Source organism: Pseudomonas sp. SWRI111 (genome assembly GCF_014268555.1).
Lineage (GTDB): Bacteria > Pseudomonadota > Gammaproteobacteria > Pseudomonadales > Pseudomonadaceae > Aquipseudomonas > Aquipseudomonas hamedanensis.
Genome location: NZ_JABWQQ010000005.1, coordinates 181878 through 193717 on the forward strand (window position 1 = coordinate 181878; position 11840 = coordinate 193717).

Sequence of the window (11840 nt, forward strand, 5' to 3'; positions counted from 1 at the left end):
CATGCAGTCTGTCGCTTGAAGCGTGAAGCCCAAGGCGCGAAACCAACATTGCGTTATCATGCGCAGCCTCTGAAAAACGCGATGTTGGTTTTTTTGTCATGACCCTCCCGTCCGATCTGCCCGCTGAACTCGCCCATCGTGGCGTGCGCCCGGCCGATCGCCTCGGTTTTACCCTGTTTCTCGCGGCGCTGATTCATTTGGCGCTGCTGCTGGGTGTCGGCTTCACCCTGGTCGAGCCGCAGCAGATCAGCAAAACCCTGGAAATCACCCTGGCCACTTTCAAGGCCGAGAAGAAACCTGAGAAGGCTGATTTCCTCGCCCAGGAAAATCAGGAAGGCAGCGGCACGCTGGACAAGAAGGCGATTCCCAAGACCACCGAAGTCGCGCCGTTCCAGGACAACCAAGTCAAGAAGGTCACCCCGCCGCCGGCCGCCAAGCCAGAAGTGCAGGAAGCTGCGCCCAAGGCAGCGGTGACCACCGTCGCGCCGAAACCGAAAAAGGCGCCGACCAAAAAAGAAGAAAGCAAAACCGAAGTCAAACCGACAGTCGACGCGCCGACGTTCGACAGCTCACAGCTGTCCAGCGACATCGCCAGCCTCGAAGCGGAACTGGCCAAGGAACAACAGCTGTACGCCAAACGCCCGCGCATCCACCGCTTGAGCGCCGCTTCGACCATGCGCGACAAAGGCGCCTGGTACAAGGACGACTGGCGCAAGAAGGTCGAGCGCATCGGCAACCTCAATTATCCCGAAGAAGCACGGCGCAAACAGATCTACGGCAATTTGCGTCTGATGGTCTCGATCAACCGCGACGGTTCGCTGTATGAAGTGCTGGTGCTCGAATCCTCCGGCCAGCCGCTGCTCGATCAGGCCGCGCAGCGCATCGTCCGCCTGGCCGCGCCGTTTGCACCGTTTACCGGGGATCTGTCGGATATCGACCGCCTGGAAATCATCCGCACCTGGAAATTTGCCCGGGGCGACAAGCTGTCCAGCAACTGACACACCGCAAATCCCTTGTAGGAGTGAGCCTGCTCGCGATAGCGGTGTGCCAGAACCTGAATATTTGACTGACACTCCGCTATCGCGAGCAGGCTCACTCCTACAGTTGATCGGTGTGTTGCTTACATCTCCAGCTTGTCAGTTCGCCCCTCGAACGCCACACTAGCGCACATGAAAAACGTCAGCCCCAGCTACCTCAAGCATCACTTCCTGATCGCCATGCCACACATGGCCGACCCGAATTTTGCCCACACCTTGACCTACATCGTCGAGCACACGGCCAATGGCGCGATGGGGTTGGTGGTGAACAGGCCGCAAGAGTTGAGTCTGGCCGACATCCTCGAACAACTGCGCCCGGACATCGAGCCGCCGGCCCTGTGCGAGCATGTGCCGATCTTCATCGGCGGGCCGGTGCAGACCGATCGCGGCTTTGTCCTGCATCCCGCCGGCCAGATCTTCCAGGCCACCGCGCAGCTGGAAGGCGATCTGGCCCTGTCCACGTCGCAGGACGTGCTGTTCGCCATCGCTGATGGCGTCGGCCCGTCGAAAAGCCTGATCACCCTCGGCTACGCTGGCTGGGAAGCCGGGCAACTGGAAGCCGAACTGGCCGATAACGCCTGGCTGACCTGTCCGTATAACGCCGACATCCTCTTCAATACCAGCAGCGAGTTGCGCCTGGAAGCGGCGGCGCGGCATTTGGGGGTCGACCTCAATCTGTTGACCAGCCAGGCAGGTCACGCCTGATGGCCCTGCGCCTGATTCTCGGCTTCGACTATGGCACCAAACAGATCGGCGTCGCGGTCGGCCAGGTCATTACCGGCCAGGCCCGCGAGCTGTGCACCTTGAAAGCGCAGAACGGCGTGCCGAACTGGGATCAGGTCGAAGCGCTGATAAAAGAATGGAAGCCCGACGCCGTGGTGGTCGGCCTGCCGCTGAACATGGACGGCACGCCCAGCGACATGTGCGTACGCGCCGAGAAGTTCGCCCGACGTCTCAACGGCCGCTACAACCTGCCCTTCTATACTCACGACGAACGCCTGACCACCTTTGAAGCCAAAGGCGAGCGGCTGGTGCGTGGCGGGCAGAAAGGCAGTTACCGCGACAACCCGGTGGACGCCATCGCCGCCGCTCTGCTGTTGCAGGGCTGGCTCGATGAAAACACTGCATTGTTTGAATCCTGACAAGCGCTTCGGCGCTTTTCTTTTGGTTATAAACCGAGCCTTGTCCGGCAGGACGCGGCCCGGATTCACGAAGGAGCAACCATGAGCCTGCCCAATCCCGCCGATCTGATCAGCCAGATGGCGACCCGCCTCAAGGCGCACCTTGCCCAGCGTGACATCAGCGAACCGCGTTACATCGGCATCCGCACTGGCGGCATCTGGGTCGCGCAGGCGCTGCTCAAGGAGCTGGCCAGCGATGCGCCACTGGGCACGCTGGATGTGTCCTTCTACCGCGACGACTTCAGCCAGAACGGCCTGCACCCGCAAGTGCGCCCGTCTGCCCTGCCCTTCGAGATCGAAGGCCAGCATCTGGTGCTGATCGACGACGTGCTGATGAGCGGTCGGACCATCCGCGCCGCCATGAACGAACTGTTCGATTACGGCCGCCCCGCCAGCGTCACCCTGGTCTGCCTGCTGGACCTGGACGCCGGTGAGCTGCCGATCCGCCCGAACGTGGTCGGCGCCACCCTGACACTGGCCGCCAACCAGCGGGTCAAGCTGTCCGGCCCCGAGCCGCTGACGCTTGAACTGCAAGACGTCACCCTTTAATCCGCCCTATTGAGAGTCCCCCTCGCGATGACGCCTCTAGATACCAAGCGCCCGCTGCAGCTCAATGATCAGGGCCAGCTGCGCCACTTCCTCTCACTCGATGGCCTGCGCCGCGAGTTGCTGACGGAAATCCTCGACACTGCCGACTCGTTCCTCGAAGTCGGTGCCCGGGCGGTGAAAAAAGTCCCGTTGCTGCGCGGCAAGACCGTGTGTAACGTGTTCTTCGAAAACTCCACGCGCACCCGCACCACGTTTGAACTGGCAGCCCAACGGCTGTCGGCGGACGTGATCACCCTGAACGTGTCGACATCGTCGGCAAGCAAGGGCGAAACGTTGCTCGATACCTTGCGCAACCTTGAAGCCATGGCCGCCGACATGTTCGTTGTGCGCCACGGCGATTCCGGCGCTGCGCACTTCATCGCCGAGCACGTCTGCCCGCAAGTGGCGATCATCAACGGCGGCGATGGCCGTCATGCGCACCCGACGCAAGGCATGCTCGACATGCTCACCATCCGTCGGCACAAGGGCGGATTCGAAAATCTCTCGGTGGCCATCGTTGGCGACATCCTGCATTCGCGGGTGGCGCGCTCGAACATGCTTGCGCTGAAAACCCTCGGTTGCCCGGACATCCGCGTAATCGCGCCGAAAACCCTGCTGCCGATCGGCATCGAGCAATACGGCGTCAAGGTCTACACCGACATGGCCGAAGGCCTGAAAGACGTCGATGTGGTGATCATGCTGCGCCTGCAACGGGAGCGCATGACCGGCGGCCTGCTGCCGAGCGAGGGCGAGTTCTATCGCCTGTTCGGCCTGACCACCGCGCGTCTGGCCGGGGCCAAACCGGATTGCATCGTCATGCACCCGGGGCCGATCAACCGCGGCGTGGAGATCGAGTCGGCGGTGGCCGACGGTCCGCACTCGGTGATCCTCAATCAGGTGACCTACGGCATCGCGATTCGTATGGCCGTGCTGTCCATGGCCATGAGCGGGCAGACTGCGCAACGTCAATTCGAGCAGGAGAACGCCCAGTGAAGCTCAGCATCCTCGGCGCACGCGTCATCGATCCAAGCAGCGGCCTGGATCAAATCACCGACATCCACGTTGAAGCCTGCAAGATCGTCGCCCTTGGCGCCGCGCCGGCCGGTTTCAGCGCAGTAGAAACCATCGATGCCAAAGGCTTGGTCGCCGCGCCTGGCCTGGTCGACCTCAACGTTGCCCTGCGCGAGCCGGGCTATAGCCGTAAAGGCTCGATCGTCAGCGAGACCCGCGCCGCCGCTGCCGGTGGCGTGACCAGCCTGTGCTGCCCGCCGAAGACCAAACCGGTGCTCGACACCTCGGCCGTGGCTGAGCTGATCCTCGACCGCGCCCGCGAAGCCGGCAACACCAAGGTGTTTCCGATTGGCGCGCTGAGCAAAGGTCTCGACGGAGAGCAACTGGCCGAACTGGTGGCCTTGCGTGACGCCGGTTGTGTGGCGTTCGGCAACGGTCTGGAGAGTTTCCGCAACAGCCGCACCCTGTGCCGGGCGCTGGAATACGCGGCGACCTTCGATCTGACGGTGATTTTCAACTCGCAGGATCACGATTTGGCCGAGGGCGGTCTGGCCCATGAAGGCGCCGTTGCCAGTTTCCTCGGCCTGCCGGGCATCCCTGAAACCGCCGAAACCGTGGCGCTCGCTCGCGATCTGCTGCTGGTCGAGCAAACCGGCGTGCGTGCGCACTTCAGCCAGCTGACCAGCGCTCGCGGCGTGGCGTTGATCGCCCAGGCGCAGGCCCGTGGCCTGAAAGTCACCGCCGATGTCGCGCTGTATCAGTTGATCCTGACTGACGAAGCGCTGATCGACTTCAACAGCCTCTATCACGTGCAACCGCCGCTGCGTACCCGCGCTGACCGCGATGGCCTGCGCGAGGCGGTCAAGTCCGGCGTGGTTTCGGCGATCTCCAGCCATCACCAGCCCCACGAGCGCGACGCCAAACTGGCACCGTTCGGCGCGACCGAGCCGGGCATCAGCAGTGTTGAACTGTTGCTGCCACTGGCGATGACGCTGGTGGAGGATGGTTTGCTCGATCTGCCGACGCTGCTGGCGCGTCTTAGTGCAGGCCCGGCGCAAGCGCTGCGCTTGCCGGCGGGCAAACTGGCAGTGGGCGGTGCGGCGGATATCGTGTTGTTCGATCCGAAGGCTTCGACGGTGGCGGGTGAGCAGTGGCTGTCGAAGGGCGAGAACTGCCCATTCATCGGCCACAGTCTGCCGGGGGTGGTGCGCTATACGCTGGTGGATGGGCGGATCACCCACCAGGCCTAACCTGCTGCTGAGGAACTTGTGGCGAGGGGATTTATCCCCGTTCGGCTGCGAAGCAGTCGCGAAGCCATCGCGCGCGGTGGATCATATCCACCGCGTTCTCAAATTCAGGACCGCTTCGCGGCCCAACGGGGATAAATCCCCTCGCCACAACTTATTGGAAGGCGCCGCGATTCTGCGCGTTACGCACCGACACCTGATCGTTCAACGTCCAGAAGTCATACAGCACGCCCAAAAAGAACAACCCGCCCGTCAGCAGATACAGCAAACCGCTGATCCATTTGCCCTGATACATCCGGTGCACGCCGAACACACCGAGGAAGGTCAGCAGGATCCACGCGACGTTGTACTCGATCGGCCCGGCGGTAAAGCGCAGGTCTGCTTCGCGATCCATCGCCGGGATCAGAAACACGTCGATCAGCCAGCCAATCCCCAGCAAACCGAAGGTGAAAAACCAGATCGTCCCGGTCACCGGCTTGCCGTAATAAAAGCGGTGCGCGCCGGTGAAGCCGAAAATCCACAGCAGATAGCCGATGACTTTGCTGTGGGTGTCTTTTTCCTGCACACGGGGTAGCTGATAGCTGTTCATTAAGACCTCATTGCACTCGATAGATAAATATTCTTCATTTCTTTGTGACTTTTTTACAGGTGCCCGACGTATGGCAAATGTTACCGTTGCTAGCGCGAAACCCTTGTAGAACCTGACTTCTGTCGGACAATTGCGTACTTTTTGCGCTTTTTTGGTTCCGTAGCAGGCCGAATGAATCGATGAACGGCCTCGGAGCGGCAAAAAAAGCTGTTATAAAGTTGCGCGCTACCACTCAAGAGCCACGCCTAATGCGACCATTTTTCAAGACATGGCTAACTATTTGCCTATTAATGCCACTGGCCGCCCACGCCACCAATCGTGAGCAACGTCTTCCCAACGTCAACGGCTTCACCCCTAAATCCCATGCTTCGGCTCCTTCGAGCAAAAGCAGCAAGAGCAAAACCACCACGCTGAGCAGCAAGAGCCACAGCAAGCTGGTGCCACCGATGGCGAGCAAGGAAAGCAGTAACGTGCTGAGCCGTGCGGTGAACGTTCTCGGTACACCTTATCGTTGGGGCGGCAGCAGCCCAAGTAAAGGCTTTGATTGCAGCGGCCTGGTGAAATACGCGTTCAACGACGCCACCTTCGACCTGCCACGCACCTCCAATGCCATGGCCAGCGGTCACGGCGAGAAAGTCGAACGCAAGGATCTGAAGCCGGGCGACCTGATTTTCTTCAACATCAAGAGCCGTCGGGTCAATCACGTTGCCATCTACCTGGGCAACGACCGCTTCATCCACGCCCCTCGCCGTGGCAAAGCGGTAAGCATCGACACGCTGAACAAACCGTACTGGCAGAAGCACTACGTCGTGGCCAAACGGGTGTTGCCGAAAGAGCAACAGCAGTTGCGCGTAGTCCAGCGCTAACACGCGATCAAACTGTGGCGAGGGAGCTTGCTCCCGCTTGAGTGCGCAGCGCTCACAAGCTTGTGGGCCCGCTGCGCAGCCCAGCGGGAGCAAGCTCCCTCGCCACAGGTCCGAGTTATCTCCTCAGAAATTATCCGGGGTACGCGCCTTTTCCCGCGCGTGCTCGCGACTGATCAAGCCCTTGGTCACCAGATCCTTCAGGCACATGTCCAGTGTCTGCATGCCCAACGACCCGCCGGTCTGAATCGCCGAATACATCTGCGCCACCTTGTCTTCGCGGATCAGATTGCGGATCGCCGACGTGCCGAGCATGATTTCGTGCGCCGCCACCCGCCCGCCGCCGATCTTCTTGATCAGCGTCTGCGACACCACCGCCAGCAATGACTCCGAGAGCATCGAGCGGACCATCGACTTCTCGTCCCCGGGAAACACGTCGACCACGCGGTCGATGGTCTTGGCCGCCGAGGTCGTGTGCAACGTGCCGAACACCAGATGCCCGGTCTCAGCGGCGGTCAGCGCCAGGCGAATGGTTTCCAGATCGCGCATCTCGCCCACCAGAATCACGTCCGGATCCTCACGTAGCGCCGAACGAAGCGCCGTGGCGAAACTGCGGGTATCGCGATGAACTTCGCGCTGATTGATCAGGCATTTGCGCGACTCATGAACAAATTCGATCGGATCTTCAATGGTCAGAATGTGGTGATGCCGATGGGTGTTCAGGTAATCGATCATTGCCGCCAACGTAGTCGATTTGCCGGAGCCGGTCGGCCCGGTCACCAGCACCAGCCCGCGCGGCGCATCGGTGATCTTGCGGAAAACATCGCCCATGCCGAGGTCTTCCATGCTCAGCACTTTCGACGGAATGGTGCGGAACACCGCGCCAGCGCCACGGTTCTGGTTGAACGCGTTGACCCGAAACCGCGCGACACCGGGCACATCGAAGGAAAAATCGGTTTCCAGATTTTTCTCGAAGTCGACCCGCTGGGTGTCGTTCATGATGTCGTAGATCAATTCGTGTACTTGCTTGTGGTCCAGCGCTGGCAGATTGATCCGCCGCACATCGCCATCGACACGGATCATCGGCGGCAGACCGGCCGACAGGTGCAGGTCGGAAGCGCCCTGTTTGGCGCTGAAGGCCAGCAGTTCAGTGATATCCATAGCGTCCCTCAATTCCAGTAGAATGCCGCGAACCTACAGACCGCCGGCGCCTCTTGATGTCCACGATAGCAGACAACATCGCCCTCGTTAGTTCACGCATTCAGGCCGCGACTGCCGCTGCCGGACGACCTGAAAACAGCGTCCAGCTACTCGCCGTGAGCAAGACCAAACCTGCCCAGGCCCTGCGTGAAGCCTACGCCGCCGGCCTGCGCGACTTCGGTGAGAACTACCTGCAGGAGGCCTTGAGCAAACAGCTGGAGCTGGCCGACCTGCCCTTGATCTGGCACTTCATCGGCCCCATTCAATCGAACAAGACTCGCGCGATTGCCGAGCATTTCGACTGGGTGCACTCCGTGGATCGCCTGAAAATTGCCCAACGCCTGTCCGAACAACGCCCGGCCGAGCTGCCGCCACTGAACATCTGCATTCAGGTCAATGTCAGCGGCGAAGCGAGTAAATCCGGCTGCACTCCGGCCGATCTGCCAGCGCTGGCCGAGGCCATCAGTCAACTGCCGCGTTTGCGTCTGCGCGGGCTGATGGCAATTCCCGAGCCGACCGAAGAGCGCGCCGAGCAAGATGCCGCCTTCGCCGCCGTGCAGACATTGCAGGCGAGCCTCAATCTGCCACTCGACACATTGTCCATGGGCATGAGCCACGACCTCGAGTCGGCCATCGCCCAAGGCGCCACCTGGGTGCGGATCGGTACCGCGCTGTTTGGCGCCAGAGATTACTCCCAGTCTTGAACGTTTGCAGATAAGGACCACACATGAGCAACACACGTATTGCGTTTATCGGTGCGGGCAACATGGCGGCCAGTCTGATTGGCGGCTTGCGCGCCAAGGGTCTGGAAGCGGCGCAGATCCGCGCCAGCGATCCGGGCGAAGAAACCCGCGCCAAAGTCAGCGCCGAGCACGGCATCGAAACCTTCGCCGAAAATGCCCAGGCCATCGACGGCGTCGATGTCATCGTACTGGCGGTCAAGCCACAGGCGATGAAAGCCGTGTGCGAGGCGCTCCGCCCGAGCCTGAAGCCGCATCAACTGGTGGTCTCGATTGCCGCCGGCATCACGTGCGCGAGCATGACCGCATGGCTCGGCGAACAGCCGATCGTGCGCTGCATGCCCAATACCCCGGCGCTGCTGCGTCAGGGCGTCAGCGGCTTGTACGCCACCGGCGAGGTAACCGCCGAGCAGCGTCAGCAAGCCGAAGACCTGCTGTCCGCCGTTGGCATCGCCCTGTGGCTGGAAGAAGAGCAGCAACTCGACGCAGTCACGGCGGTCTCAGGCTCTGGCCCGGCGTACTTCTTCCTGCTGATCGAAGCCATGACCGCTGCCGGCGTGAAACTCGGCCTGCCCAAGGCAATCGCTGAACAGCTGACCGCGCAAACCGCGCTGGGCGCCGCGCACATGGCGGTGTCCAGCGACGTTGACGCCGCCGAACTGCGCCGCCGCGTGACCTCGCCAAACGGCACGACGGAAGCGGCGATCAAATCATTCCAGGCTGGCGGCTTCGCAGCGCTGGTCGAAACCGCACTCGGCGCCGCCGCGCACCGCTCGGCCGAAATGGCCGAACAACTGGGCAAATAAGGAGCCTTTCATGATCGGATTGAACACCGCAGCGGTTTACGTGCTGCAAACCCTCGGCAGCCTGTATTTGCTGATCGTGCTGCTGCGCTTCGTCCTGCAACTGGTGCGGGCGAATTTCTATAACCCGCTGTGCCAGTTCATCGTCAAAGCCACCCAGCCGCTGCTCAAGCCTCTGCGCCGGATCATCCCGAGCCTGTTCGGCCTCGACATGTCGTCGCTGGTGCTGGCGATCCTGGTGCAACTGCTGCTGATGGCGCTGACCCTGCTGCTGACCTATGGCACCACCGGCAATCCGCTGCAACTGTTGATCTGGTCGCTGATCGGCGTCACCGCGCTGTTCCTGAAGATTTTCTTCTTCGCCCTGATCATCAGCGTGATCCTGTCGTGGGTCGCACCGGGCAGCCACAATCCGGGTGCCGAACTGGTCAACCAGATCTGCGAACCGGCACTGGCGCCGTTCCGCCGCGTCCTGCCGAACCTGGGCGGCCTGGACCTGTCGCCGATCTTCGCTTTCCTCGCGCTGAAATTGATCGACATGCTGGTGATCAACAATCTGGCGGCGATGACGATGATGCCGGAGATCTTGCGTTTGCTGATGTGAGGTGGTGCGTTCGGTCTGACTGACCGAGTCGCCTTTTTCGCGAGCAGGCTCGCTCCCACAGGGGATTGCATTTCGACTGTGGGAGCGAGCCTGCTCGCGAATGGCCGCACCTCGGTCCAGAGCGAACACGCCAGCCTGATCGTTGCTTGCCGCTAACCCCCCCGGTCTTTAGACTTACGCCTCATTTCAACGAGAGCAGGGTCGATGCCAACTGCCTTTCCCCCCGATTCTGTTGGTCTGGTAACGCCGCAAACCGCGCATTTCAGCGAACCGCTGGCGCTGGCCTGTGGTCGTTCGCTGGCCGCCTATGACCTGATCTACGAAACCTACGGCACGCTCAATGCGCAGGCGAGCAACGCCGTGCTGATCTGCCACGCCCTGTCCGGCCATCATCACGCCGCCGGTTATCACAGCGTCGATGACCGCAAGCCCGGCTGGTGGGACAGCTGCATCGGCCCGGGCAAGCCGATCGACACCAACAAGTTCTTCGTGGTCAGCCTGAACAACCTCGGCGGCTGCAACGGCTCCACCGGCCCGAGCAGCGTCAACCCGGAGACCGGCAAGCCGTTCGGCGCCGACTTCCCGGTGCTGACCGTGGAAGACTGGGTGCACAGCCAGGCGCGTCTCGCTGACGTGCTCGGCATTGGCCAGTGGGCGGCGGTGATCGGCGGCAGCCTCGGCGGCATGCAGGCGCTGCAATGGACCATCACCTACCCGGATCGCGTGCGTCACTGCCTGGCCATCGCTTCGGCGCCGAAGCTGTCGGCACAGAACATCGCCTTCAACGAAGTCGCGCGTCAGGCGATCCTCACCGACCCGGAATTCCATGGCGGTTCGTTCCAGGAAGCGGGCGTGATCCCCAAGCGCGGCCTGATGCTGGCGCGCATGGTTGGGCACATCACCTACCTGTCCGATGACTCCATGGGCGAGAAATTCGGCCGGGGCCTGAAGAGCGAAAAGCTCAACTACGACTTCCACAGTGTCGAGTTCCAGGTCGAAAGCTACCTTCGCTATCAGGGCGAGGAGTTCTCCGGTCGTTTCGATGCCAATACCTACTTGCTGATGACCAAGGCGCTGGACTACTTCGATCCGGCGGCGAACTTCGACGATGATCTGGCAAAGACCTTCGAAAACGCCACGGCGAAATTCTGCGTGATGTCGTTCACCACTGACTGGCGCTTCTCCCCGGCCCGTTCGCGGGAATTGGTAGACGCGCTGATGGCCGCGCGCAAGGACGTCAGCTACCTGGAAATCGACGCGCCGCAGGGCCACGACGCCTTCCTGATTCCGATCCCGCGTTATTTGCAGGCGTTCGGCAATTACATGAACCGCATTTCGTTGTGAGAAAGCCATGAGAGCTGATCTGGAAATCATCCAGGAATGGATCCCCGCCGGCAGCCGCGTCCTCGACCTCGGTTGCGGTGACGGCGAACTGCTGACCTGGCTGCGCGACAACAAGAACGTCACCGGTTATGGCCTGGAAAACGACGCCGAGAACATCGCCGAGTGCGTGGCCAAGGGCATCAACGTCATTGAGCAGGACCTGGACAAAGGGCTGGGCAACTTCGCCAGCAACAGTTTCGACATCGTCGTCATGACCCAGGCCCTGCAAGCCGTGCACTACCCGGACAAGATCCTCGACGAAATGCTTCGCGTGGGCCGCCAATGCATCATCACTTTCCCGAACTTCGGCCACTGGCGCTGCCGCTGGTATCTGGCAAGCAAGGGCCGCATGCCGGTGTCGGAATTCCTCCCTTACACCTGGTACAACACGCCGAACATCCACTTCTGCACTTTCGAGGATTTCGAAGAACTCTGCCGGGAACGTGATGCGAAGGTCATTGATCGGCTTGCCGTGGATCAACAGCACCGCCACGGGTGGGCCAGTAAGCTATGGCCTAATCTGTTAGGTGAAATCGGTATCTACCGCGTCAGCAGTCCGCAACTGGCGGACCACAAGGTCGCGGTCTGAGCCGA

14 protein-coding genes are annotated in these 11840 nt (G+C 61.4%); 12 read left to right on the forward strand and 2 right to left on the reverse strand.

The window, feature by feature from the left end; translation table 11 throughout:
- Positions 1 to 98 precede the first annotated feature (98 nt).
- The 6 genes from HU755_RS09030 (at position 99) to HU755_RS09055 (ending at position 5067) form a co-directional block, all read left to right on the forward strand.
- Entirely contained in the window at positions 99 to 998 is a 900-nt protein-coding gene (locus HU755_RS09030; protein ID WP_186631717.1) for an energy transducer TonB, read from the forward strand.
- A 171-nt stretch (positions 999 to 1169) separates the two neighbouring features.
- Entirely contained in the window at positions 1170 to 1742 is a 573-nt protein-coding gene (locus HU755_RS09035; RefSeq protein WP_186552289.1) for a YqgE/AlgH family protein, read from the forward strand.
- Entirely contained in the window at positions 1742 to 2179 is a 438-nt protein-coding gene (gene ruvX, locus HU755_RS09040) for a Holliday junction resolvase RuvX (RefSeq protein WP_041476809.1), read from the forward strand. Before HU755_RS09035 ends, ruvX begins: the two co-directional genes overlap by 1 nt.
- 81 nt (positions 2180 to 2260) lie before the next feature.
- Complete coding sequence (gene pyrR / locus HU755_RS09045; RefSeq protein ID WP_186552288.1) at positions 2261 to 2767, forward strand: bifunctional pyr operon transcriptional regulator/uracil phosphoribosyltransferase PyrR; 507 nt, start codon at positions 2261 to 2263, stop codon at positions 2765 to 2767.
- 27 nt (positions 2768 to 2794) lie between these two features.
- Positions 2795 to 3799: an aspartate carbamoyltransferase catalytic subunit gene (locus HU755_RS09050; RefSeq protein WP_016772736.1), complete on the forward strand. Its 1005-nt coding sequence runs from the start codon at positions 2795 to 2797 to the stop codon at positions 3797 to 3799.
- Entirely contained in the window at positions 3796 to 5067 is a 1272-nt protein-coding gene (locus HU755_RS09055) for a dihydroorotase (RefSeq protein ID WP_186631720.1), read from the forward strand. Before HU755_RS09050 ends, HU755_RS09055 begins: the two co-directional genes overlap by 4 nt.
- A 151-nt stretch (positions 5068 to 5218) precedes the next feature.
- Here the strand turns inward: HU755_RS09055 and HU755_RS09060 are convergent, their stop codons facing one another.
- Positions 5219 to 5653 carry a TM2 domain-containing protein gene (locus HU755_RS09060; RefSeq protein WP_186620221.1) on the reverse strand — a complete coding sequence of 145 codons (435 nt, stop codon included), beginning with the start codon at positions 5651 to 5653 and terminating at the stop codon, positions 5219 to 5221.
- 248 nt (positions 5654 to 5901) lie between these two features.
- Here HU755_RS09060 and HU755_RS09065 point away from each other — a divergent pair, with 248 nt between their 5' ends.
- Positions 5902 to 6519, forward strand: coding sequence for a C40 family peptidase (locus HU755_RS09065; RefSeq protein WP_186552285.1), 618 nt, complete (start codon positions 5902 to 5904; stop codon positions 6517 to 6519).
- 123 nt (positions 6520 to 6642) lie between these two features.
- On the opposite strand, the gene HU755_RS09070 is transcribed toward HU755_RS09065, so the two are convergent.
- Positions 6643 to 7677, reverse strand: a complete 1035-nt coding sequence (locus HU755_RS09070) for a type IV pilus twitching motility protein PilT (protein WP_186552284.1) — start codon at positions 7675 to 7677, stop codon at positions 6643 to 6645.
- Positions 7678 to 7733: 56 nt separating this feature from the next.
- Here HU755_RS09070 and HU755_RS09075 point away from each other — a divergent pair, with 56 nt between their 5' ends.
- From HU755_RS09075 to metW, 5 genes are all read left to right on the forward strand, one after another.
- Positions 7734 to 8420, forward strand: coding sequence for a YggS family pyridoxal phosphate-dependent enzyme (locus HU755_RS09075; protein ID WP_186631723.1), 687 nt, complete (start codon positions 7734 to 7736; stop codon positions 8418 to 8420).
- 23 nt (positions 8421 to 8443) lie between these two features.
- Positions 8444 to 9262, forward strand: a complete 819-nt coding sequence (gene proC, locus HU755_RS09080; protein WP_186631726.1) for a pyrroline-5-carboxylate reductase — start codon at positions 8444 to 8446, stop codon at positions 9260 to 9262.
- A gap of 10 nt (positions 9263 to 9272) precedes the next feature.
- Positions 9273 to 9863, forward strand: coding sequence for a YggT family protein (locus tag HU755_RS09085; protein ID WP_186631729.1), 591 nt, complete (start codon positions 9273 to 9275; stop codon positions 9861 to 9863).
- A 204-nt stretch (positions 9864 to 10067) separates the two neighbouring features.
- Positions 10068 to 11207 carry a homoserine O-acetyltransferase gene (locus tag HU755_RS09090; RefSeq protein WP_186551063.1) on the forward strand — a complete coding sequence of 380 codons (1140 nt, stop codon included), beginning with the start codon at positions 10068 to 10070 and terminating at the stop codon, positions 11205 to 11207.
- A 7-nt stretch (positions 11208 to 11214) separates the two neighbouring features.
- Positions 11215 to 11835 carry a methionine biosynthesis protein MetW gene (metW, locus tag HU755_RS09095; RefSeq protein ID WP_034153662.1) on the forward strand — a complete coding sequence of 207 codons (621 nt, stop codon included), beginning with the start codon at positions 11215 to 11217 and terminating at the stop codon, positions 11833 to 11835.
- The last annotated feature ends 5 nt before the right edge of the window (positions 11836 to 11840 follow it).

Bases quoted from the DNA above. Each gene is read 5' to 3' on its own strand.
- HU755_RS09035 (WP_186552289.1), top strand. From the start codon at position 1,170: ATGAAAAACGTCAGCCCCAGCTACCTCAAGCATCACTTCCTGATCGCC.
- proC (WP_186631726.1), top strand. From the start codon at position 8,444: ATGAGCAACACACGTATTGCGTTTATCGGTGCGGGCAACATGGCGGCC.
- HU755_RS09090 (WP_186551063.1), top strand. From the start codon at position 10,068: ATGCCAACTGCCTTTCCCCCCGATTCTGTTGGTCTGGTAACGCCGCAA.
- HU755_RS09060 (WP_186620221.1), bottom strand. From the start codon at position 5,653: ATGAACAGCTATCAGCTACCCCGTGTGCAGGAAAAAGACACCCACAGC.
- HU755_RS09075 (WP_186631723.1), top strand. From the start codon at position 7,734: ATGTCCACGATAGCAGACAACATCGCCCTCGTTAGTTCACGCATTCAG.
- HU755_RS09070 (WP_186552284.1), bottom strand. From the start codon at position 7,677: ATGGATATCACTGAACTGCTGGCCTTCAGCGCCAAACAGGGCGCTTCC.
- HU755_RS09085 (WP_186631729.1), top strand. From the start codon at position 9,273: ATGATCGGATTGAACACCGCAGCGGTTTACGTGCTGCAAACCCTCGGC.
- ruvX (WP_041476809.1), top strand. From the start codon at position 1,742: ATGGCCCTGCGCCTGATTCTCGGCTTCGACTATGGCACCAAACAGATC.
- HU755_RS09030 (WP_186631717.1), top strand. From the start codon at position 99: ATGACCCTCCCGTCCGATCTGCCCGCTGAACTCGCCCATCGTGGCGTG.
- HU755_RS09050 (WP_016772736.1), top strand. From the start codon at position 2,795: ATGACGCCTCTAGATACCAAGCGCCCGCTGCAGCTCAATGATCAGGGC.
- metW (WP_034153662.1), top strand. From the start codon at position 11,215: ATGAGAGCTGATCTGGAAATCATCCAGGAATGGATCCCCGCCGGCAGC.
- pyrR (WP_186552288.1), top strand. From the start codon at position 2,261: ATGAGCCTGCCCAATCCCGCCGATCTGATCAGCCAGATGGCGACCCGC.
- HU755_RS09065 (WP_186552285.1), top strand. From the start codon at position 5,902: ATGCGACCATTTTTCAAGACATGGCTAACTATTTGCCTATTAATGCCA.